Raw genomic sequence first — 22,257 nt, forward strand, 5'->3', positions numbered from 1 at the left:
AATCAAATTTTAGCAATACTCCAGAATACGTCATTGCTCGTTCTTTTATGAGACAGATAACAATAATCACCAACGACAACATCTCTCGAAGTCGCATCATTTATCCAATTCTTAAGACATTTGCTTAATGGTTCTTGCAATTTCACCAATGCATTTGTAACAAAAGAAGCTGATTTTTCATCATACCATCTTTGCATAAGCGTTTTTACTAATTTATCCATTATAATTCATTTTTTCGTAAGACTTATCCGTAACATCAGCAGAAATATTCCTATCATCTATTTCTATGGATGTTGCTCGGATACTATTTGGGCCTTTAATTACGATGCTTGCAAACCACTTTCTACCATTATAGAATTGTCAAAGCTCAACGTTTGTTGATTTTCCGTACATATTATAAAATCACACTCTACAGAAGCAGGACGTTTTGACTCACCTTCATAATAAAAAGTATGTTCTACTACAGATGTATTTCCTTCATCTGTAGCATTTACTAACTCCCGTTCACAATCAGCCCATTTAGAACCTTCACCATGATTAATATCCTTAAGCATAGGCGTTTGGTTTATAGCTTCATTGGGGCCTCCCAAACATTTAGGAACAGTATGCGAACTTTCATCATTTTCCATACCATCCTTTCCGTTTCTTATCATTGCCTGATTATCGCTAGCCCTTTCCAATTTTACATCATAATCCGGTGAATATACAGTACTTTCTTTATGAATTCTTCCTTGACTATCAGTTTCATATAAGGAACGACCATCTATAACATATAATGTATCAGACTGCAAAATAGGCGTGTTTATAAACTCATTAAGATTACTATCTCCATTTTTACTTCCACCTGATTTTGCATAAACAACCCCTTCGGAATAAACCATTCTTGAGTTAGAATACGCTTTGATATTATTATAGGCTACAAAATCCCCATTTTCCAATAGAGCATATTGCATTGTATTCATAATGCCATCAGGATTATTATTTCCAAGTCGAGAATTCATTCTCTGTACTTGATTATATAATTCTGGACATTCTAATTTAAGTACCTCTATACTTAGAGGTGTCGCTTTTTCCAAATCATTTAGTTGATTCAACTTTTCTTTGAAAACTTGTTGTCTAAACTCACCTAAAATTTCAGAACAGCATGTATCTTTTATAGCCTTATCTTGTGCCATAACACTATAAACTTCGATTTCTTCCAATCTATCCCTAATATCATGACAAAGATCTTCTTTTTGACCATCTGACATCTCTTTAAATTCTTCTGGCGAAACATTCAACTCGGTAAGATACTCTTTCTGAGATTTTGACAATTCATAGTTTGAAGCAACATCATCTAATGATGTTTTTGCTCCAGTTTCATCAATATAATTATAATCTAATCCAACCATTGCTATTTTACTTTATTTACTTGAACCCAATATTTATCCGTATTCAATGATGTCGAGACAAGACACTGCCCCACCAACAACTTAGGAATTATCATACGTTGCTCTTTGCTTATTCCCATACTCTCTGCTATAGCTTTACAATCATCTTCTGCTACCAAACGATGTGTAATTTTTGTATTAGTGTTCTTTATTGCATCAGGTATCAAACGAGTAGGAACCTGATCTACTAAAAACATACCCTCGCCATAAGCCCTTATTTCAGAAAGCATATTGGAAAACATCAAGGCCGACTTATATTGTGGCATATCAGGATTGTCGCATTTCATCATCACCCGATGTGCCTCCTCTATAACTGTTAAGTGCTGACAATCGTTGTTGTTAAAGTCCACAAGTCCTACTTCTGCTAAAGCTTGACGATATTCATAAAGTTGTTGCAAAATAACGGCCATGAAGAAAGCCTTATCTGTATCATCACCCACATATGAGAGATTGATAACAACTGGTCGTTCATATAACTCTTCACAAGAAGTCGACTTTGTGCAATTGAGAGTCTCGCCTCGCCATCCACGTTTTAGAGAATTGATACGAGTGTTGAGACAAGCCTTCATATTGCTTGCAATACGCTCCTCATAATGGCAGTGATCTATTACTTTATCCACACACACACTCATACTATTAAGTGTTGGTGATTTGGTCTTTCCAAATACAGGAACATCACTTAACCAGTCGGTAGTTTTTTGCTGATAGATAGTATAAATCAAGTCTTCCATCAATACTGGCAAAATATCGTACATAGGGAATGCTGCTGCAAACGTGGATTTCAAACGATCAATATGGGAAAGCACATTAGGGTCCTGGGTTGCATCTAGCCATACCGGTTCAAACGGATTGACACGCAAAGGCTTAGGAACGAACACACCACGATATTTTTTGCATCCTGGCATATAGATGTCTATTGGAGTATCTTTGTGAACTTTATTATATTCTATTGCCCAATCCACATATTCGGTCTTGGCAGGCTCGATAATCAAGAAAGGAATCTTGTCTTTCAAACCATTTAAAATTGCCTGCACAGTATTTGTTTTTCCCGTTCCATTTATTCCAGCCAATAGGGTGTGTCTTGCAAGGACAGCCAAAGGCAATTTATATTCTATCTCTGTCATTGACCCACCATACAAGAGTTTACCAAAGGCTATACATTCCCTGTTAGTCTCTGTTTGATTCAGACTAAACTCAGGCGAACTATCAACCACACTTATACCAGGAACAGTACGCAGAGGGAAATTTATAAGATAAGACAACTCCTTCGTGGTCAGGACGGTCTTTAATTCCTTGTAGTTCTTTCCCATAGGATGTTCAAAACGTTGTTCGTGTTGATTATCAATCATCAAAATAGGAGAGCACAACCGAGCAAGGCTGTTTTTGCGTATATCGTCTACGGCAATGGTTATGTCATGTATACGGATTGGCTCGAATATGGATTCTTGTCCGCTTAGAATAGATCTCAACTGCATAGCACCGCCTTGTATATCTGACTTTTTATCGGCCATTAGATATACGCCAACTTTCCACAGACCAATGGCTTTGCCACTTTCAAATCTCTTGGAGTGGTAAAACAAATGTTCTGATACGGCTTCTATGTGCTTATTTACAATATTTCTGCTTATGCTATGAGATTTACTCTCGTTTACACCAATCGTCTCTGAATTACTTTCTCCATGGGTATTGGTGATGGTGGTAGAGTCTGATACACCAGAAGTTTTAGTTGGCGTGATATTTGTGATAATATTTCCAATAGAAGACAATCCTATCATACTCAAAGCACCTGGCAAGATTGCTCCTGCTGCATTTGCCACACCATCGACAACGGCTCCTGCTGCAGGGAAAACACTTGCAGCAAGTCCAAGTCCTGTTGCACACAATGCGGTTTTTCCTAAACGGGAAAAATCTTTCTTCGAGACTGATTCAGAAATAGTATGGCTCACCCCTTCACTCACAGAAGAAGAAGTTCCATGAGTAAGTGATGATGATGTTCCCTGTGAAATTCCTTCTGTGATGTTAATTGACTTCAATGACTCTGCCTGCCCATTCATATCTCGGCACTGGTAAATCATAGCTTCGACATCACAAGTTTCCACAGGATCGGCTACTACAAAATAAGCATACCGCTTGCTTCGATTCATTCCAGCAATGAGATTATCCAAAGTTGCAGGATATACAGACTTGTACTGGCTTTCCATTGATGGAATTCCTGTCAATGCATAGATGTAATTGATATTTTCTGCGGCAATATCTTTTTTTATTCCCGCCAATCCGTCATCCGATTCATCCACCAATTCTGTTTGTAAGCCAGGCCACGCTCCTTTGATAAATTCGTTTAGCCCCTTGACATAACTTCTTGCCTTGACAGATTCGGAAACAGAACGAAGTCCAACATACATTCTACTTTCTTTACCATCACCCTCCACCAAAAAAAGTAGTTGAATGGTGTTTGGCAAGAAGCATGAATAAAGTATCTTCTGAATAGCTGTAAAACAGTCCTCTGCAGAATCACGTAACGGCTTTCCTACCTGTTTGATACGTAGCCAATACGCCTCATCTTTGAGTGTACTATCTATAGCTTCCAAATGAAAAGGATTAGCAGACGAAGACAAACTTATTCCTTCAAGATACTTTCTCTCCATGCAGAACGAAAGAGTCTGCGATAAAGCCGTTGCAGCCAAAGCTTTGGCTGCAGGCTCTATGGGATTACTAAAATTACTCATAGTATTCAAAAATTAGTCAATTAGGATTCTAGCATCTTCCAAACTCTTCTTGTATTCACCCAACAATTGTGATGTCATACTCTGAATTTTCGATTTCAACTTGTTGTCTCTTAGAGATTTGTCCACAGCATCATGGATAACTTGAGTAATTTCATCACCTTTTTCTACAATCGAATTGTATACGTTTACTCTTTCTTCATGACTAAGAGGCTTTTGCATCGCAGCAGCTTGTTTTTCCTCATCACTACGTTTATCCCCACCAAGCCATTTACCAAGAGCAAATCCTACACTAGCACCAATGAGGCCGAAAATTAATCCGGCTCCTGCTAATCCATACTGAAGCCAGTTTGTTGATGACACATCTATAGTACTTGAGATTTCTTTTATAACACCATCCAAGTTTATCCCTTTAATATCTATATTTTGGAAGTTTATAGTCGGAAGGGTTATTTTTGTTCCCTTATTAGTATAATTTACTACTATAGTATTAATTTTCTTACGTATGTCTACCGTTGCTTTTTCAAAGGCTTCCTTGAAATATTTATCACTTTCATCCTTGATTTCATCAACTCCAGCCTCAACAACTTGTTTTATTGTATCTTTCAGATTTTCCAAAGAAAAGTCTTCTTCTACATAGCCGTCGTAGCTAACCTCACCAATAAACCAATTTAGGCTAAAATTAATAGAATCAACTACATCCCCTTTCAATACATCTCCAAAACCTTCTGCAAAGTATTTATACACGATATTTTGCTTGATAACATTGTCTATTTCCTCAGCAAGACCAGTGTCCATTCCTTCGGTACGCAAGTCAATACGTGCAACCTCTGCAACTCCTTGTGAAATAGTCAATGATGGGTCTTGATCTCTATAGATGCTATCCTCAGACACTTTCCACACTTTGGCTATAAGTGGCTTGATGATATCCATACGAGAAGCACCTCCTGTGAGGAACACACCATAAATAGGAGCACCATTAATATAATTATTTTTGAAATCAATCATGGCATCCTCTACCTCCTTGATATATCCTGCACTCTCTAATATATTGTTCAACTCTCCTGGAACAAAAGCCAATTTGAAGCGCTCATCTTCAAAATCATCATCATCATCAATAAGCTCTTCGAAATTGACAAATTTCTTCACCTTTGCAGTAGGATCGAAATAAACCTGTTCCTTTACAGTTCTCGCCTCAAATTGCAAGCGATCTTTGAGTTTTGGGTATTTTTTCTCAAAAGCTCTTACCACCTCGGAAGTTTCCTCCAGATTGTGCAAAATGATTTTCTCTATAGCAGAAGCACCACAGTTGTAACCGTTATCAATCAGCTCGGAACCTTGAGACTGGTTAAGATATGTAAAATCAAGCGTACTTGAGCCCATATCAAAAACGATAGCACCCTTGCTGATATTGCGTCCTAAACCAGATGTTACATCAGCCTGTGCTCTTACAAAAGCCGCTCTTGACTCTTTTGTTACACCAGCAATTGGCAATCCGGCTTTAGATGCCATTTGTAAATATAGTTCTTGCTCCTTCGTATCCCAACCTGAAGGTGTGGCGATATACACCTTATGATTGCCATCATGCAATGTTGCAGAGTTATTCTCAATGATGGTACGATAGACCTCTTTCATGAATCGTATCATCAATTTTTCCTTTTCTCCATTAATATCTTTTGGAGCTTGTTTAAAGCATACATTAACAGATGCTTTTTTCAGAATATCAGAACGGAATGCACGGTCCCCAATGTAAGCATCGCCATTTTCAAGAATGGTAATGGCCGAAGGAAGAACTTTCTTGTTACCTCCCATATCAAGGTCTTTTGCCGGTGTAAGTTGCTCTATAGGCTTATCCCATTCTGTAGGACACAATGCTGCGGATGTCTCACCATGTCCTAGGTCTATTCCTATTATATATTCTATATTTTTATTATGTTCCATAGCTCATTTTTATCTTTCTAAAATTATCTTCTATTAGCAATTATGTTTTTAATCCTTCATCAAGTTTCTGGGACAAAAACTTTTCCTTTCAAAACAGCATTTTCTCCTTTAACAACAGCAGGAACTACCATTTGGGGGTGTTGTACATTAGGGGATATGTTTTCTTCAAACAAATTCATATTATCACCATTGTATTCTATAATTTCAAGGTCATAATTATCCAACAGTTCTGTCAAATCTTCTATGCGTTGTTGAAGTTTTATAACATATTTTTCCTCCGTAGCTTCATGAGTGCGTTTATAGCCAATAAGAGACTGAATTCCCTCCAATAATGACTTAAAGTTTGTCTCCAACGTCGCTTTCGGTTGCTGTTCATATTTTGAAACCACACGGTTAACCTGTGCTCTAAACGTTTCTATCAGATTGTCTATGCTATCACATACCCCAGCAACTATTCGTATAAATTTTTCCACATCAAGATTTTGACTTGGCTGAGATGCAGACTGCTGAACTGCCTGTATTTTCGATTTGGAAGTATACTTCTCTTTACTTGCAACATAGTAAAGAGCGATAGCTGTTCCAGCTATGGAACCAAATACAGCCCCCCAAGTTCCAATAACAACTCCGCCGATGACACCGCCTGCAGCACTTGCACCGATAGAATAAGGTATTGCCTCCTTGCTTATCCCTTCAGATTGTATAGCATTTTTCTTGTCTTTTATTTTAGGCTGCATTGACTGCTCTTTAGCTTTGGAAAGTTCTACAAGAATTGCTTGCTGCGCATTCAACAACGACATAGCTGACTGAAGAATATAGTCTTCAGATTGAGTCAGTTGCATTCTGAATTCCCCATTCTCATCAAATAAGTTGTTAAGATATTCGCTAACTATACGCTCAATCTTTGGAGCATCTTTAGGTAACTCAAGATTCCTCAGACAATCACGCAGGTTGTCTTGTTTACTCTCAAAAAGATTTTTCAATGATTCTTTTGCCATTTTTCAAGTGTATTTAAATTTGATTTAACTCATTTCTTTAAAATCTTGGTTAAAAACTTAAGCCCTGATGCCACATCATTCATTACATGTGTATAACAAATATTTGTAGTACCACAACTTGGACACACAGAAACTTACGACATCGTACTATAAATACGATGGCATTTTTTACATGTTGTCATTTTAGGCGTTCTCATCTATTTATATTTTTAGTCCAACTTTTTAAATTCAAAATCATTCGGATTGCAGCATGCTTTCTTATAATCGAAAGCATAGATGCGCATGTAGGCTTCTTGCACCTCCTTGGCTCCATTGTAAAAAGGGGTGGCGGTGTGCTGCATGGTTGTTACTGTCACTACCATATCGGGAGTGAGAACTGTACCGTTAGAGCGTTTAAGGCGCTTAGGCTTTACTTGAAATACCTTGCTCATAAGCATTCTGTTTTTAAGTTCATTATATATAACTGCTCCTGCTTTTCTGCCGAAACAGCTAGTTGTTTACTTTCAAGGGGCAAAGATTATGCAAACGAGCGCAATGAAAGCTTTCTTTCAAATTGCCGAGTGCAGCTAATCTTCTGCAAAGATTATGCAAACCGAAAGCAGAATCATCAAGCTTGCTTGAATGTTATGCTGAGGTGCAGCTAATCTTCTGCAAAGTTAAGAAAAATCTGCGAACTAAACAAGTCCATAATGGTTCATAAGTGAAAAAAGATGGTGCGAACCCTACTTTCCCTCGTTCTTTCTACGTTTCAATTTACCAGATTTCAACCTACAGAACTGAATAGTTTGCTCGTGTCCACAAGATTATCTTGTTTCTCTGCATCATAGCGACTTCAAGCAAGGACTTTCACCTGCCCTGTCACTAATACAATGGCAAATTTAGTAAAAATCTGATGAACCACCAAACTTTTAACAAGAAATCTTATGGATTCCTCTTATATTTTATTTTCAGGGACTCCTAACCCCTCTTCTTTCTGCATTCATACCTTATTATATAGAGTTATTGTCAATTCTGCTGCAAAACTACAATCCGGTGGCGATAAAAAAACTGACATAGGGAGAAGAAAAATGAAGAGGGAAGATTAAATTGCAGATGAAATACAATATGCATACTGCCCGGAAAGGTTACCGTTGCATTCCAATTCAATTGCGCACACAGTGTATTCGCATTTTGAGCCACCAAAAATCCTTAATGACCGAAAATGACCGTGACCTTAATGACCGGAATTCTCGGTAGAACGAAAAAGACCGCTCTCCTCGTATTGAGGTGAGCGGTCGATTTATTTATGGATGAGTCTGCTTATTATAATAAGGTAGACTCCATGTTCTTTATCCCATGCAGCTCGTTACTCCGAGCGTAGTAGCGATAGCGGTCAGTATGCTGATGGCTATCTGCAGAATTGTTTTCCAAGTGTTCGCTTTCATTTTCTTTGAATGTTGAATGTTGAGTGTTGAATGTTGAATTTTTTGTGGGGCGGATAGGCTTGGCTAGGGGCTAGCACCCTAGCCAGTCTATCCTTGGGCTATTCAAGGCCGTCGCCAGTATCGTCCTTGCCGGTAGTACCGCCGCTTGATTCAGAGCCTTGGCCGTCGCTGCCGGTCTGACCGGTGTTTGAACCGCCTGGGGTAGAACCGCCAGGCGTATTATCCGGAGTAGTTGGGGCGTTGAGGTCAACGTTGGTCTTACCCTCCTTAATCGCCTTGATAACGGCTGCCTGAGCGCTGCGGCTGGCTACGAGGTTGAACTCGGCGTCATCGCGAAGGTTCTTAAACTCCTGACCAGGCTCCCACTGAACCTTCACACCGGTGATGTTCTGAGCGGTGAACTTGTCTGCATCCTCGGCCCCCTTCGAGGTGAGAAGGAGAGAGAAATCACCGAGATCGCCCAGACGGATTTTCTTGCCCTCAAGCAACATCTCACGCATGCAGTCTACGGCGATGTAGAGGATGGCGCTGATGTCAGCTCTCGAATAAACACTGCCATGAGAGGTAATGTGCTTGGCAAACTTCTCGATGGTCATGATGTCGGTGTACTGCGAGATGGCGAAAGCATTCTGCTTCTCGGTCTTCACAAGTTCCAGGTCCTTTGGGTCAGGGGTCTTGCCCTCCTTCTTAGCCTGGTTGATGCGTGACTTCGCCTGGTTGATTTCCAGAAGATTTGCGTTCACGCTACGCATTACGATGCTGTAATTAATCATACTATGTTATGCTTTAAAGAGTTTATTAAATCACAATTTCCCAGATGCTTTTTCTTGTCCTTTTCAGAGTCTTCATTGATGACCGGCGCCTGTCATCTTTTGCTCCCTGTCTCGGTCTTCATAGATGACCGCCTTTAGGTACAAAATAGCTTTCTTTCGATTGCTGGTGCAAAGGTACGAAAAAGCGCTGTAGGAAGCAATACTTTTCCGGCAACTTGAATTCAGTTTTCCGGAATCTTGTGAAATGGAGCCTTTCGAGAGTAGGTGAAGAGATTCATGGCAACGGGCTGCATCCGGTCATTAGTGACCGGTCATTATCGGTCATTAAGAAAAATCACTTCCGGTCATTTAGCCCCTATAATATATATTAAATATTTTAATATTATATTATAGCTCTTTTTTCGCCCCCCGAAAACCTTAATGACCGAAAATGACCGGGCATTAATGACCGGATTCTGAGGCTTTAATTAATACTCTTTTATGCTAGTATTGTACTTGTAATTTGTTTTGTATTAATGATTTATAATAAGACATTTATTTTTTTTGTCTGTATATAAATGTATGGGAATAAACTACATATGTCAGCGTCCTTTCCTACAATATCGTTGCTTCTTTGCCCCACTTTTTCGCCTTCCCTTCGCTCTCATTTCAGCCATAAATGCCCTTTCTTTGGAGCATGAATTGATGTGAGGAAGAGCATTTTTGCGTTTTTCCCTTTGGAAATCTATAAAACCACTTTGATATCAGTTCTTTTGCTTCTTTATATAGAAGAGTAAAAATATCGAACACAGCTATCCTAAGTATGTTTTATATCATTATCCTTTGCATAGTTTCTTCCTTTAATATTGCTCTGTTTGGGGCGGTAAGCATTATTTACATAATCAGCTTTTATACTCATTTCCTTGTATAAAAGGTAAAATCCCTAGGTAAGTCTTTTTCTACATTTTTGTGTTAATATTTATAATAAAATGTAGATGTTTCGCAATTATTTTGTACCTTTGAAGGCAATTCTGCTATAAAAAGCAGGCTATAAATATAAAATTTAATATATAAGGAAATGACAGAACAGCAAAAACAAGCAATTATAGAAAGTGGAAAGCAATATTTCCGTTCTATTATCATTCCTAATCATTTGAAGAATCTGAATAAGCTTCATCTGAGTAGCTTTGATATAAATCCGTTTCTAATCAACTATCTTGCAGCATTCTTATGTGGCAATACTCAACCAACTAGTTTGGCAAAGGCTCTAGTTTATCCACATATATTTGATAAGGTTATTGATGCAAGTAGCGAACAAGATGTTCAGTCATTAGTTTCCCTGCTTCAGGAAGTTACCGGAGGAGCATCCAATTTTGATGGTATTGATTTCGAATTTGTTGATGCTGTTGACGGTCGCCGTAAATTCTGTCAGTTCAAGGCTGGAGTCAAAACGATAAACAAGGATGATATTGCCTCTGTTCTCTGTCATTTCAAACCTCTTATAAGCCAGCCAAGTTCAGACTTACAGTTTGAGGATCTCGTAGTTGGAGTTTTATATGGTGAGAAAGATAATCTTTCTGATTATTATAAGGCGATAGCTACACATTATCCAGTGTTGTGCGGTTCAGATTTTTGGCAGCATTTTACGGGAGACAAGAACTTTTATGCTCGTCTGCTCAAGGCAATGGGAGAAGTTCTTGATGAAGGAGATTTTGATGGGAGCGAACTCATACAGAAATCAGTAGAGGAGATAGCAGAAGAAATCAGGCAGATATGTGCAAGGGGAATCTGATCATTCCGTTGAATAATGTGATAAAATTACCCACTTTCTCTTTTTTTGTGTTAACATATATAATAAAATGTAGTTATTTCGTTTTTATTTTGTAACTTTGGGACAATTTTGCATTTAATGTGCAAATAAAATAATAAAAATATGATAGAACAGATTAAAAATAATCAAAAATATGCTTCAAAAGCATCGTGTGGTTTTGAAGAAATGAAATGTGTAGATCCTGATAGTCTCAGATTTGCGCAAAAGGAATCTGATGGAGTTTGGCAATTCTGTCAGATTACCAATATTTTGATAAATAGCATATTTGAGGGGAATCCTGAAGGGTTGATAGCTGCTTGTAAGCATAATAAAATAGTTAATGGTGTTGATGTTTTAGTAGAACTGAATAAGTCTTATTCGATGATTTCGTCTACAGTAAATCTTGCGGATGAAGACAAAAGCACCTTAGAAGAATATAAAAAGGAATTTGGAAGTGCATCAAAAGAAGACTTGGAATATCTATGTTGTGAGCATATTTTTTTAGAGGATTCTGAAGAAAGTTTTGCTGAGAATTTATTTGAGCAGAATTTTATGTAATAACTTAAGAATAAATAATTATGGATACAATTATAATAGGACAAGGATATAATCTTGAAGATAATTCATCTGTTGGAGAAGAACTGATAGGATTGTTTAAGTCTCGTAGATTTTCTACGTTTACATGTCTTGTTGCATTTGCAAGTTATAGAGGTGTTAGTGCTTTGAGTGGAGAAATTCTCAAAGCTAAAGCTAGTGGTGTCAATATTAAAGTAATTCTTGGTGTTGATCAAAAAGGTACGTCTAAGGAGGCTTTAGAAGAGGTTCTTTCTTGGGGGGTAGATTCAAAAATCTATCACACTAATGATTCTAATATTTTTCATCCTAAAGTATATTTGTTCGAAAATGAAGATATTTTTGCACTGATAGTTGGATCAAATAATCTTACGATACCAGGATTAGTGCAGAATGTAGAATGTTCATTAATGATAAAGGACATTAAAAGTAATCCGGTTTTGGCTAAATTTTATGACTACTGGGGTGGAATCTTAAATGGGACAGAAGTTAATCTTTATCCTATTTCACAAGAATTGATAGATGCTCTTTATAATGATAAAATAATCACTCTTGAGTCCGAACGTGAAGCACGATATGATAAAGGAGAAGATGAGTCTCCTAACGATGGAGTTGAAAAGAAAATCACGTTTCTAAAAAAGGGTGTTCAGCAGTTACCGAAGGGATTAACTCCTAAACGTAAACAAAGAAAAATCAAAGTAAAGGTTAGGCATGAAACATCAAGTTCTTATAAGCAAACACAGGAGGAACGCAATATCGGAGAACAGGTACTTATTGCTGAGATTGGAGGTGGTCCCCGTTGGAAACAGGTGAATTTTCCTATAAAAATATTTGAGGAATTCTTCGGGGCAGAACGTGGTAATAATAGTTACAAAATTGAACTTATGAATATAGAACAAGACGGTACCTTGGGTAGTGTTGAAATAAGGCAGGCCGTAACTGTAAGGAGTAATAATTTCCGGTTTGAGATAAAATGCAAAGAAACTGATAGGAAATATCCAAAAAATGGCAAACGTCCTATAGGCTTGTTTATAAAGCTTGGCGATGCTGAATTTTTGTACCAGGTTCTGATGCCAGATTATCCTGCTTATGTCAAAATTAGGAATTATCTGACGCTTGAAGCGAAATCTAAGCGCGCAAATGAATTAAAACGTGTTATTGTTGATGTAGAGGCTATACATGCACTCTACCCTGAACTTATTATATAAATATGGAATACAATTTTAGAACGTTAAATTATTTAGGTAGTAAGTTCCGCCTTCTTGATTTCATTGAGGAAAATATTCTCAATGTGACAAAGGAAGGCGAGGGAGTCTGTGATTTATTTGCAGGCTCTGGCTGTGTTTCATATAAGCTATCAAATCATTTTTCTGTATTATCTTGTGATATTCAGAAGTATTCTCAAATCATAAGCAATGCTATATTAAAGAAATATTCGATAACGGAAGAAGAAATTGATATTTTTATTTCTCTTGTATGTAATGATAGTAAACTGCTCGATAGTTTTTCTCCACTTATTAAGATTGAAGAGCAAGCAATTGAGTTGAAAAATCTGGAAATGCTTACAGAGATTTTGGAAAATGGCTCTGTTGAAGTTTATCATATAGAGGAGAGAAGAACTTCATTGTGTATTCCTCTTCAAGAGGTTTATTCTAATCTTGAGAGAAATGGATTGTTGAATGAGAAGTCTTTGATAAGTCGTTATTATGGAGGGGTCTATTTTTCATATCGTCAAGCAGTGTGGATTGATATGATACTTGAAGTTATAAATGAACATGTTGCCCAAGATAAACGTGACTTGTATCTAGCAGCGTTACTAAGTACTGCAAGTGATATAGTAGATACTGTAGGTAAGCATTTTGCCCAACCAATAAAAGCTAGGGATTCAAAAGGTAATATCAAAAAGACAGTGTACAATAAAGCTGTAAAAGACAAGACCATAGGTGTGTTGGATTTATATAAAGAATGGTTTTTTCGTTATTTGACCTTACCTAGATCCGAACATGATTATTGTGCGATGCAAGGAGATTATCTTGAATGTTTACGAAGATTGCCCAATACTGTAAAAACTGTATATGCAGATCCTCCTTATACGCGAGATCATTATAGCAGATTCTATCATGTGTTGGAAACTATCACGCTTAGAGATTCGCCAGAGTTATCTACTACAAATATTCATGGTGAGACGCATATTAGTAATGGTATTTATCGAAAGGATAGACATCAATCACCGTTTTGTATAAAGAGTAAGGCTCCAGAAGCATTCCGTAGTATGTTTGAGATAATATCAAAAGGAGAAAGAAATCTCTTACTTTCGTATTCACCATATGATGAAACGAAAAAAACACACCCACGGGTGGTTACAATGCAGGAACTTATAACATGGGCTAAGGAATATTTCTTACATGTTCATGTGGTTTCTGCTGGTGTGTTTAAGCATAACAAGTTAAATTCGTCAGAGCATTTTCTAGATGCTTCTGATGAGGCTGAAGTTCTCATAGTTTGTACAAATAAATAAAATGAAGCCAAATATCAAATTTATATATGAAGCAAATTCCTCAATGGGTACATCCGATAGTAAAAATATACTCATTAAGGGAAATAATAAGGATATCTTGCCAGAACTCGTAGGAGAGTTTGGCGGAAAGGTGAAGTGTGTCTATATAGACCCTCCTTATAACAATGGAGATTCGTATCATTACTATAATGATAATATCTCTGAGACAAGCTGGCTCAAAGATATTAGTTATGTTTTAATGTATCTTAAGATGCTGCTTACAAAAGATGGCAGTATATGGATTTCGATTGACGATAGCGAAATGGCATACTTGAAGGTTGCGGCAGATAAGGTATTGGGGCGAGAAAATTTTGCTGGAACTATTGTATGGCAGCAGCGCAAGACAAGAGAAAATAGAGCCGTTTTTTCTTGTAATCATGAGTATATATTGGTGTATGCAAAAGATATAAAGAAATTTAAGAAATCTAGAAACTTACTACCCGTTGGAGAAGACTTTATTAATAGCAAATATAAAAACCCCGATAATGACCCCCGCGGACCATGGCAATCTATAAGTGCTAGCGTCCAAGCGGGACATGCTGTTCCTAGTCAGTTCTATACAATAGTTTCGCCTGCAGGAATTGAGTTTAATCCTCCTAAAGGGAGATGTTGGGCATATAACGAAGAACGTATGAAAAAAGAAATTGCTAATGGAAACATCTGGTTCGGGTTAGAGGGATTGAATGCTCCACGAATAAAAAAATTTCTTTCTACAGCTAAAATAGGTTTAACTCCGCAAACATTATGGGCTGGTGATGATTTTGGGACAACTGATAGTGCCAAAAAGCATTTATTGTCATTGTTTCCACATCAGGAAAAAGTTTTTGATACTCCTAAACCTGAGGAGTTGATTAGGCAAATTCTCGAAATAGCAACCAATGAAGGTGATTTGGTATTAGATAGTTATCTTGGCTCAGGAACGACACTGGCAGTAGCTCACAAACTCAAAAGAAACTATATCGGTATAGAGATTGGCGAACAAATGACGGAATTGGTTGTTAATCGTTTAAAAAGTGTAATAATGGGAGAAAAGGGTGGAATATCAGATATCTCTAATTGGCAAGGTGGAGGTGATTTTGCATACTTTATCTTTGATAAGACGCAGGAAAAGAAGTTGACACAAGTTCCTGTTAGATTAAAAAAGAAGGTTGAGTATCATCAATTAGATTTTTTCTCATTGTTTGAAAAATACGGTGATGAACCTATTACTGACAATAGTATGGTGCACGATGATATTAATTGGGAGAAATATGGTGGAAAGCCGCAGCAGGCAGCTATGGTGGATGAAACCAAGAATGTACTCATTTCGCTGGTAAAGAAAGACAACGAGAAGATGTTTCTTGACGGCTCTGCCACCATCTACTACACAGGCAAGAAGTTCCCTACATCGGTGGCTCTCAACAAGCTTTTCTACTTTATGCCTTATATAAAAGGTAAGGGTGTACGTGACCTCTTCCTTATCAGAATAGCACGACTCGGCTATCGCAAGGAGGGAACACCGGAAGAAGATAAAAACGATCTCCGACTGGTATTTGAGGTGCAGTTCGTAAATCAGCTCTTTGATGACTACAAGCCTGTGGAATTGAAGATCTGGCGAACTTTTACGGATACTACCATAGGTAAACTTATCAAGCAGGCTTATGCTTAGCGCAGTTTTACTTCTATATATAATAATGGATTATACTCTAAAAGCGGATTAGGCTTATAAAGAGTTTGGCACAAGAAAGAGTCAAGAGAATTATAATTTTAGTTTAGTAAAAGTTATATTCTCTTGACTATTTAATACTTATTGAAGCAATCTTATAATGATTACTTCAAAACTCAGACTAAAATAAGAAAAATATGGATGATTATGAACTGCTATTATGTCAAAACGAAAACAAGAGGTTGCGTGGCATAATAGAAAGACTTGAAGATAAAGTGCGTGACTCTTCAATAAGATTTGCAACATATTGTGCTGATTATGAAGCTAAAATAGCTCAACTGAAGGGCAGGTATATTATTAAAGAGTTAGATAACTATAAAAGTGCTTACCACTATATAAATGATCAGTATAGAACTTTGATTAAAACACAAGAAGAACTGACAAAATATATAGAATCATCTCTTAGATTGTTAGAAATAGAACAGTCTAAATATAAGGATTATATTGCCGCATCTAAAAGAGGATTGTTACAGCCTGTATTTCTTATCGAAGCATCTAAAGCAATAGACTTTTTGAACCTATTAAATGCTAAATTAAATGCATTTAAAGAATATCCTATAGCAGAAGAACTTGATAAGATGTTGAAAAAAAATGCAGAAGAAAAAGATGCAGGAGTTACGGGCTTCCGTAGCCTAATAAATCCACGATACAAGGCAGAGGAATTTCTAAAAGAACTACACAAGCTTATTGATGGACATAAGTGTAAGGAACATGTTCCTTATATTCTTATCTTATTGGAAGAAAAAGCTCTTAGTAGAAAACCAACATGGAAGGAGATGCGGGAAGAATTTAAAGATATAGGAGCATCATCTAATTCCAATTACTGTAAGTTTATGAAATTCAAACTCACACCTGTAAAAACAGGCGAATGCTTTGATGAAGAAGAGGTTTTGAGCAAGCGTTCTATCATAGAAGATATTCTTGAAAAGTATAATACTCATTTCATATCTGATTTCCCGTTTTAACGGACTCTAGCGGACAACTTTTCTGTCCGTCCGTTTTCTTTGGTATTCCCAATACCTTATTGTATTTTTGCACTCGACAAAAGATGTCGGGTGCTTTTTTTTTGCACTTAAGTTAATAACCTGAGCGGAGGCGAGGAACCTCACAATGTGATTGAAGATGGCCATCGGTGATCCACGACTTCTCTCGCAAACCGATCAGGAATCATGGCAGATAATAAGAAGCATGAGAAAACGGCGCTGGGCATTGCTTATGCGACCGTAGTGGAACTGGGCTATACGCATAGCCAGCTGGTAAAGCTCAATGAGGGCGTAAACTTTCCTACTCTGAGAAGTATCAGAGACGGGAAGGAACTGAAGAAAGCAACGGAACGATTCTATCTGAAACTTTTCTTTGATTTGATGAATGAGGAATATGAGCAACGAATGGCCTGTGGTGGAGTAGGAGCCTGCAGCCTGCTCATCGTGATGAAAAACATTCTTGAAGCTGAGTTGAAATAGGCTGGAATGAAAGGCTGAAAACAATCAGAAAACAGTCAGGAAATAGGCTCGAAAAGAAAAGTGGTGAAAAGATGAGGGGGCATTCTTTCACCAAGTATTCCGGTGCATGGAAAGACTTGCTATCTTTGCACCAGCTTTCAGCAAGATCGGAGTTGGAACTAATGAGCCTTGAAAGGAAGGCGAGGTCTTGCAGTTAATAGATTATGAACATACTAACGAGAGTGGTGCAGCAGGGTGAGGCATTCGCTGTACAGAGTCAGAAAAGTGAGAACGGACAGATGATGAAATGCAACATCGTTCTCCAAGAGATGGGCGGCAAGTATGAGAACCAGTATGCTGCTGCAATGCTGGGCAACATTGCCCAGTGTAAGTTTGCTCCGGGAACATTGGTAGCGGTTACGCTCCGCTTCACGACCCGTGAGTATAATGGTCAGGTTTATCAGGATATCCTGGTTACGGACATTGAGAAACTTGGCAAGTAATTAATCTTGAATTGAAATAGGTGGCGTGAGAATTGTCCCGGGATAATTTGCGCAAACTGAAACTTACGACACTTCTTTCGTTCATCTTCAATTTTAATTTAAGATTTATGAAAACAGCAAATAAGAAGCAGGTTAATAACCAGCAGGTGAATAATAACGGCTGCCAGCATGTGCAGCTCGGTGGTGTGGCTTACTATGATGATAAGCAGTATTTCCTCTTCAGTCCTGATTCTGTAAATCAGGGGGTTGTAGAAGCTTTTCGCCGTCATGGTGTGGCTCAGCAAATGCAAGACGGAACATTTGATTTCGTAGCAGTTTCTAAGCCGAAAAGCCAGTCGGAACTGATTAAGAAACTGGCGCATGGTCGGTTGAGCAAGACCAAGGACGGGGCTATTCAGCTCACGCTGAAGGTGTTCTGCCATGAAGGACTCAACATCGCCCAAACGCTGACTGTTGAGTCAGCAGAAGGGGCTGATGCTTTAGTGGATTATCAATTAAAACGATAAGTAATAAGATAGATGAGTTGTTATTTAATTAAGGTGGAGAATGGGCACAAGGTTGCCCGCTCCATCACTTCGGAAGAGGAGTATAAGCAGCTGCGTGGAAGCAATGAGCAGAAGGCGAATCTTCGCCTGGCTCGTGCCGGAAACGATGCTGCGAAACGGAGACTGGTGCAGTTTAATTATTCCGGCCATTATCCGCAAGGGGTAGTGAAGGGAATGAAACTGCCAAGCGGTGCTTTCGGATTTGATATGGATGAGCCGGAGGCTTTCGCCAAGGCTGCCAAGCTGCTGCTGAAAGAACCGGACAAGTATGGATTGCTGATGCTGGAACGTAGTGCAAGACAAGGCGGTCATGCGGTGTTTGAACGCGAAAAGGGCAAGACGGTTCTGGAGAATCAGGTGAGGATTGCTACGATGCTCAAGTGCGAAATGGATACTTCGGCTCACGACATTAACAGGGTTTATTTCACTACTACATCGGATGACGAAGATTTGCTCTTCCTTTCGCCACGGCTCTTCAAGGATGAATACGATGAGGCTGCCGTGGCAGCTGAAGGGAAAGTCCTGGAAGAGCGTGAAAGATACGGAAACGAGGAACTGCCGGAAGGAGCGCACAAGGCAAACAAGCATTATGAGCCCTGGAAGGAAGAATTCAAGAAGGATTCTCAAGGGGGTTTTAAGGGTCAGGAATTTAAGAATTCGAGAATTTCTACTTCTGCTACTTCAGCCTCTGCTGCGTCAACTTCTGCTGCTGCGTCAACTTCTGCTACTTCAACTACTTCTGCTGCTCAGGACAATTATCTCGGGATTCCTTATGGGGAAATCATTAAGAAGTGGTGGCAGATGTATAATGATGGGCAGGAGCCGATGCGCTCCAACCGCAATACGTTGACCTTTGAACTGGCTGTGAACCTGCGCCACATCTGTGGTTTTGACCGCAATCTGCTGGCTCAGATTATTCCCTGCTACGATGGGTTTCCCGAGCAGGAAAAAATGGCTTGCATCAACTCGGCATTGAACGAGAAAATCACGCAAATGCCTAAGCGACTGAAGGATGTGCTGGCTGCGCTGAGGCAGGAGAAACTGAAACTGGGGGCTTCAAACGGGAATGCAGATGAAGACAGCGAGGCGCTGGTGAATGCCTTGGACGAAGCTAACGCCAAGGATGATCTGTTCTATTACGATGCTTTACCCAAGATGCCACAAGGCGTGCGTGATTCCATCAGTGCTGTTGGGCCGGCTCTGGCAATGCCAGTGATTACAGCCATCTGTCCTGCAATCGGAATGCTTGCTACTGGCGTGAAGGTTTCCGTTCACGGCAAGATGAACTCGCTGAACCTTATCTCCTACATCGCCGGTGATTTCGCCTCGGGTAAAGGAAGTATTGACCCCGTGGTTGATACCTGGACTTCGGAAGTGAAACAGATGGACAAAATGTATCAGCAGCAGGAGGATGAATGGAGAGCCAAGAAGCGTGCGGCTAAGAATAAGAAGGAGCAGCCGGAAGAACCAAAGCTGCCTGTAAGATGTCTTACTTTAAATAATACGGTGGCGAATCTTGCAGAACGACTGGCTAATACTGAAGGCAAGCACGCCTTCTCGTTCACTCCGGAAGCTGACACTGTAGCACAGAAGTGGAAATCGGCGATGAGCGACTTTTCAGTTATGTTGAGACAGGCTTACGACGGAACAAGCTATGAGCGCGAGGCAAGAAGTGCAGATGCGGTGAATGTTCATATCGAACATCTTTTGTGGAACGTTGTGATGTGCGGAACGCCTGATGCACTCTATCGAGTAGTGAACAATTATACGGATGGTTTCCAAAGCCGTATTGTCGTGGCGCGAACGCCGGACAACACGTTCACTCCGCTTACAGACAATCTCTTTGTGCTGACCGAAACTCAACGTGAGCACATACGGCAGATAGCTCATCTCTTGCCCCTGATGGAGGGCGAGGTGGTTCTGCCTAAGTTGGAGAATAAGGGCAGGGAGTGGCTGGAACAGATACGATTGGAGACCATGAAAAATGACGACAAGGTGAAAGCCCGCCAGCGTTTCCGTATCTGTCCTACCACGATGAGAATGATGACCTGCATCATGCTCTGTAAGGTGGCCGAGACGCTGATTCAGAAACATGGTTTCCAGGGTGCCGAGAAGCAGCTGAAACAGAATCCGCTGTTATGGAAGGAAATGATCGTAAAGACGCAGACACCAACCATGCTCGAAGCCTTCAATATCCTGGCAGATTATCAGTTGGACAATGCACTCTACTTCTTCCGTAGTCGCATAGAGGATGCATTCTCATCCAAGAGTTATTGCGGTCAGACAACTTATGATCGTTCCCGACGCGGCAAAAATGATTCCATCTTCGAGCGGCTTGACGTTACTTTCTCCTTCGAGCAGGCATTGCAGCAAAGTATTGCAGTAAAGGGGGCAAACGTAACTCGTGAGGTTGTTAGACAGATGTTGAAAAACTGGAAGCGGCAGGGATTGATAGGTGTGCTGCCCGATATGCGTTATCAGAAGGTTCAACCTACTGTATAATAGAGGTTCAAAATAAGTGACTATTAATACATCCGGTCATTAACGGTCACGGTCATTTTCGGTCATTAAGGATTTTCAGTAACGAAATCCTTGATGACCCTATCAATAAATCAATTTTATTTTTCAATATTTATGGAAATAATCATTTATCGCCGTCGCTTTACCCGATGGGGAGTAGATGGCACATTAGTAATAAAGGGTACGAAAGTTTGTAATACCATAGAACATCCTGAGCGTTATTTGCCTGCAGGAGACTATGAGATAGCTTTTGTTTCTATAGCTAAAAAGAGTAGGAAAATGCCTGTTATCCTGAGGAAGGGACAGGCTGTTTGGGAAGTGGGCATCAATTCTCCTTGTCTCAAACCCGGAAATGGTCCGATGACGCTGAAATATGGATGCATCATTCTGGGTAAGGCTGTAGCCTCTGGGCTGGTGATTCATTCTCAGGAATACTTCGACCGACTTTGTGAACGATTAAGGAAGGCTTCTAAAAAGATGGAGTGTATCAAGTTGCGTATCATAGATTGGGGTAGTGATGATATCTCGATAGCATTTTAGGATTTCCACCCTAACATTCATTAATTTAAAATAGCAATATCATGCGTAAGATAAAGGAAATCATCATTCATTGCAGTGCGACCAAGGAAGGTCGCAACTTCACCGTAGCGGATATTGACCGCTGGCACCGCGAGCGCGGAATGCGCTGCATAGGTTATCATTTCGTGATTTATCGTGACGGCAGCATTCATGTAGGCCGTGCGATAGAGGAGGTTGGCGCCCATTGCAAGGGCCATAATTCCATCAGTATAGGCGTCTGCTACATCGGCGGCTTATCGAAGAAAGGCAAGCCGAAGGATACAAGAACCCGAAACCAGAAAGCGGCAATGCGCTCGCTCATCGAGCAGCTGAAGGAGGAATATCCATTAGCCACGATTCATGGTCATAATGAATTTGCCAACAAAGCCTGCCCCTGCTTTGATGTGAAGAAGGAGTGGGGCTAACAGATAGGGAACGCGCTGCGTTCCCTATTTATACTTATTTGCCTGATGCGCCATACGTAGAACATTACATCAGGTCACACTTCTCCCCAGTGTTCTTCTCAACCTTCTCGCCATCTTTCAGGATGCGAGCCTTATAGCCATCACGCTGCTGAAGGTTACCGATACCATTCAAGTCATTGTTGTCTTTAGAACCTGCCACATTGAGACGGAACAAGAAGCACGCAAACAAATAAAAAAACTTAAATTAGCAAACAAACAGGCTGATATTCAGGCATTTTTATTACCTTTGCATTCGAAACCGCCATTTCCGAAACAGCGGTTTCGAAAAATAACATCAAAAAGAAACTGTAAAAT

Annotated in this window: 21 protein-coding genes; 12 read left to right on the forward strand and 9 right to left on the reverse strand. The window is 39.5% G+C overall.

Features of this window, described 5'->3' with window-relative positions:
* Nucleotides 1–2 precede the first annotated feature (2 nt).
* The 8 genes from NQ544_RS08145 to NQ544_RS08180 form a co-directional block, all read right to left on the reverse strand.
* Complete coding sequence (locus NQ544_RS08145; protein WP_006847122.1) at nucleotides 3–221, reverse strand: hypothetical protein; 219 nt, start codon at nucleotides 219–221, stop codon at nucleotides 3–5.
* 99 nt (nucleotides 222–320) lie between these two features.
* On the reverse strand, nucleotides 321–1,391 hold the full coding sequence (locus tag NQ544_RS08150) for a DNA/RNA non-specific endonuclease (protein WP_006847121.1): 1,071 nt from the start codon (nucleotides 1,389–1,391) through the stop codon (nucleotides 321–323).
* 2 nt (nucleotides 1,392–1,393) lie between these two features.
* Nucleotides 1,394–4,156, reverse strand: a complete 2,763-nt coding sequence (locus NQ544_RS08155) for an ATP-binding protein (RefSeq protein WP_040552850.1) — start codon at nucleotides 4,154–4,156, stop codon at nucleotides 1,394–1,396.
* Nucleotides 4,157–4,168: 12 nt separating this feature from the next.
* The gene (locus tag NQ544_RS08160; RefSeq protein ID WP_006847119.1) at nucleotides 4,169–6,094 is read right to left on the reverse strand and encodes an Hsp70 family protein; all 1,926 of its coding nucleotides are present in this window, start codon (nucleotides 6,092–6,094) and stop codon (nucleotides 4,169–4,171) included.
* A gap of 59 nt (nucleotides 6,095–6,153) precedes the next feature.
* Nucleotides 6,154–7,089 carry a hypothetical protein gene (locus NQ544_RS08165; protein WP_006847118.1) on the reverse strand — a complete coding sequence of 312 codons (936 nt, stop codon included), beginning with the start codon at nucleotides 7,087–7,089 and terminating at the stop codon, nucleotides 6,154–6,156.
* 209 nt (nucleotides 7,090–7,298) lie between these two features.
* Nucleotides 7,299–7,520: a DUF6140 family protein gene (locus tag NQ544_RS08170; protein WP_040552952.1), complete on the reverse strand. Its 222-nt coding sequence runs from the start codon at nucleotides 7,518–7,520 to the stop codon at nucleotides 7,299–7,301.
* An 897-nt stretch (nucleotides 7,521–8,417) separates the two neighbouring features.
* Entirely contained in the window at nucleotides 8,418–8,513 is a 96-nt protein-coding gene (locus tag NQ544_RS08175; RefSeq protein WP_153072405.1) for a smalltalk protein, read from the reverse strand.
* Between the two features lie 98 nt (nucleotides 8,514–8,611).
* Complete coding sequence (locus tag NQ544_RS08180; protein WP_006847114.1) at nucleotides 8,612–9,286, reverse strand: HU family DNA-binding protein; 675 nt, start codon at nucleotides 9,284–9,286, stop codon at nucleotides 8,612–8,614.
* A gap of 1,057 nt (nucleotides 9,287–10,343) precedes the next feature.
* Between NQ544_RS08180 and NQ544_RS08185 the strand changes: the two genes are divergently transcribed.
* The 12 genes from NQ544_RS08185 (at nucleotide 10,344) to NQ544_RS08240 (ending at nucleotide 21,903) form a co-directional block, all read left to right on the forward strand.
* Nucleotides 10,344–11,057, forward strand: a complete 714-nt coding sequence (locus NQ544_RS08185) for a PmeII family type II restriction endonuclease (RefSeq protein WP_006847111.1) — start codon at nucleotides 10,344–10,346, stop codon at nucleotides 11,055–11,057.
* A gap of 141 nt (nucleotides 11,058–11,198) precedes the next feature.
* On the forward strand, nucleotides 11,199–11,633 hold the full coding sequence (locus NQ544_RS08190) for a hypothetical protein (protein WP_006847110.1): 435 nt from the start codon (nucleotides 11,199–11,201) through the stop codon (nucleotides 11,631–11,633).
* 20 nt (nucleotides 11,634–11,653) lie between these two features.
* Nucleotides 11,654–12,856, forward strand: a complete 1,203-nt coding sequence (locus NQ544_RS08195; protein WP_006847109.1) for a phospholipase D family protein — start codon at nucleotides 11,654–11,656, stop codon at nucleotides 12,854–12,856.
* 2 nt (nucleotides 12,857–12,858) lie between these two features.
* A complete protein-coding gene (locus tag NQ544_RS08200; RefSeq protein ID WP_006847108.1) occupies nucleotides 12,859–14,166 on the forward strand; it encodes a DNA adenine methylase in 1,308 nt (435 codons plus the stop codon).
* A 1-nt stretch (nucleotide 14,167) separates the two neighbouring features.
* Nucleotides 14,168–15,853 carry a site-specific DNA-methyltransferase gene (locus tag NQ544_RS08205; protein ID WP_006847107.1) on the forward strand — a complete coding sequence of 562 codons (1,686 nt, stop codon included), beginning with the start codon at nucleotides 14,168–14,170 and terminating at the stop codon, nucleotides 15,851–15,853.
* A 194-nt stretch (nucleotides 15,854–16,047) separates the two neighbouring features.
* Complete coding sequence (locus NQ544_RS08210) at nucleotides 16,048–16,875, forward strand: hypothetical protein (RefSeq protein ID WP_006847106.1); 828 nt, start codon at nucleotides 16,048–16,050, stop codon at nucleotides 16,873–16,875.
* A gap of 204 nt (nucleotides 16,876–17,079) precedes the next feature.
* The gene (locus tag NQ544_RS08215) at nucleotides 17,080–17,373 is read left to right on the forward strand and encodes a hypothetical protein (RefSeq protein ID WP_006847105.1); all 294 of its coding nucleotides are present in this window, start codon (nucleotides 17,080–17,082) and stop codon (nucleotides 17,371–17,373) included.
* Nucleotides 17,374–17,576: 203 nt separating this feature from the next.
* Complete coding sequence (locus tag NQ544_RS08220) at nucleotides 17,577–17,855, forward strand: DUF3127 domain-containing protein (RefSeq protein ID WP_006847104.1); 279 nt, start codon at nucleotides 17,577–17,579, stop codon at nucleotides 17,853–17,855.
* Nucleotides 17,856–17,962: 107 nt separating this feature from the next.
* Entirely contained in the window at nucleotides 17,963–18,361 is a 399-nt protein-coding gene (locus NQ544_RS08225) for a hypothetical protein (RefSeq protein WP_006847103.1), read from the forward strand.
* Between the two features lie 12 nt (nucleotides 18,362–18,373).
* Nucleotides 18,374–20,902, forward strand: a complete 2,529-nt coding sequence (locus NQ544_RS08230; protein WP_006847102.1) for a DUF3987 domain-containing protein — start codon at nucleotides 18,374–18,376, stop codon at nucleotides 20,900–20,902.
* Nucleotides 20,903–21,034: 132 nt separating this feature from the next.
* Nucleotides 21,035–21,460: a DUF5675 family protein gene (locus tag NQ544_RS08235; protein WP_040552849.1), complete on the forward strand. Its 426-nt coding sequence runs from the start codon at nucleotides 21,035–21,037 to the stop codon at nucleotides 21,458–21,460.
* Between the two features lie 41 nt (nucleotides 21,461–21,501).
* Entirely contained in the window at nucleotides 21,502–21,903 is a 402-nt protein-coding gene (locus tag NQ544_RS08240; protein ID WP_006847100.1) for an N-acetylmuramoyl-L-alanine amidase, read from the forward strand.
* Nucleotides 21,904–21,967: 64 nt separating this feature from the next.
* Here the strand turns inward: NQ544_RS08240 and NQ544_RS08245 are convergent, their stop codons facing one another.
* On the reverse strand, nucleotides 21,968–22,102 hold the full coding sequence (locus NQ544_RS08245) for a hypothetical protein (RefSeq protein ID WP_006847099.1): 135 nt from the start codon (nucleotides 22,100–22,102) through the stop codon (nucleotides 21,968–21,970).
* Between the last annotated feature and the right edge of the window lie 155 nt (nucleotides 22,103–22,257).

The sequence above is a fragment of the Segatella copri DSM 18205 genome, from assembly GCF_025151535.1.
Lineage (GTDB): Bacteria > Bacteroidota > Bacteroidia > Bacteroidales > Bacteroidaceae > Prevotella > Prevotella copri.

What these genes read in the sequence shown, in the direction of transcription:
- NQ544_RS08220 (WP_006847104.1), top strand. Translation starts at nt 17,577, where the DNA reads ATGAACATACTAACGAGAGTGGTGCAGCAGGGTGAGGCATTCGCTGTA.
- NQ544_RS08180 (WP_006847114.1), bottom strand. Translation starts at nt 9,286, where the DNA reads ATGATTAATTACAGCATCGTAATGCGTAGCGTGAACGCAAATCTTCTG.
- NQ544_RS08145 (WP_006847122.1), bottom strand. Translation starts at nt 221, where the DNA reads ATGGATAAATTAGTAAAAACGCTTATGCAAAGATGGTATGATGAAAAA.
- NQ544_RS08170 (WP_040552952.1), bottom strand. Translation starts at nt 7,520, where the DNA reads ATGAGCAAGGTATTTCAAGTAAAGCCTAAGCGCCTTAAACGCTCTAAC.
- NQ544_RS08195 (WP_006847109.1), top strand. Translation starts at nt 11,654, where the DNA reads ATGGATACAATTATAATAGGACAAGGATATAATCTTGAAGATAATTCA.
- NQ544_RS08165 (WP_006847118.1), bottom strand. Translation starts at nt 7,089, where the DNA reads ATGGCAAAAGAATCATTGAAAAATCTTTTTGAGAGTAAACAAGACAAC.
- NQ544_RS08175 (WP_153072405.1), bottom strand. Translation starts at nt 8,513, where the DNA reads ATGAAAGCGAACACTTGGAAAACAATTCTGCAGATAGCCATCAGCATA.
- NQ544_RS08205 (WP_006847107.1), top strand. Translation starts at nt 14,168, where the DNA reads ATGAAGCCAAATATCAAATTTATATATGAAGCAAATTCCTCAATGGGT.
- NQ544_RS08160 (WP_006847119.1), bottom strand. Translation starts at nt 6,094, where the DNA reads ATGGAACATAATAAAAATATAGAATATATAATAGGAATAGACCTAGGA.
- NQ544_RS08235 (WP_040552849.1), top strand. Translation starts at nt 21,035, where the DNA reads ATGGAAATAATCATTTATCGCCGTCGCTTTACCCGATGGGGAGTAGAT.
- NQ544_RS08185 (WP_006847111.1), top strand. Translation starts at nt 10,344, where the DNA reads ATGACAGAACAGCAAAAACAAGCAATTATAGAAAGTGGAAAGCAATAT.
- NQ544_RS08240 (WP_006847100.1), top strand. Translation starts at nt 21,502, where the DNA reads ATGCGTAAGATAAAGGAAATCATCATTCATTGCAGTGCGACCAAGGAA.
- NQ544_RS08150 (WP_006847121.1), bottom strand. Translation starts at nt 1,391, where the DNA reads ATGGTTGGATTAGATTATAATTATATTGATGAAACTGGAGCAAAAACA.
- NQ544_RS08215 (WP_006847105.1), top strand. Translation starts at nt 17,080, where the DNA reads ATGGCAGATAATAAGAAGCATGAGAAAACGGCGCTGGGCATTGCTTAT.
- NQ544_RS08230 (WP_006847102.1), top strand. Translation starts at nt 18,374, where the DNA reads ATGAGTTGTTATTTAATTAAGGTGGAGAATGGGCACAAGGTTGCCCGC.
- NQ544_RS08155 (WP_040552850.1), bottom strand. Translation starts at nt 4,156, where the DNA reads ATGAGTAATTTTAGTAATCCCATAGAGCCTGCAGCCAAAGCTTTGGCT.
- NQ544_RS08225 (WP_006847103.1), top strand. Translation starts at nt 17,963, where the DNA reads ATGAAAACAGCAAATAAGAAGCAGGTTAATAACCAGCAGGTGAATAAT.
- NQ544_RS08200 (WP_006847108.1), top strand. Translation starts at nt 12,859, where the DNA reads ATGGAATACAATTTTAGAACGTTAAATTATTTAGGTAGTAAGTTCCGC.
- NQ544_RS08210 (WP_006847106.1), top strand. Translation starts at nt 16,048, where the DNA reads ATGGATGATTATGAACTGCTATTATGTCAAAACGAAAACAAGAGGTTG.
- NQ544_RS08190 (WP_006847110.1), top strand. Translation starts at nt 11,199, where the DNA reads ATGATAGAACAGATTAAAAATAATCAAAAATATGCTTCAAAAGCATCG.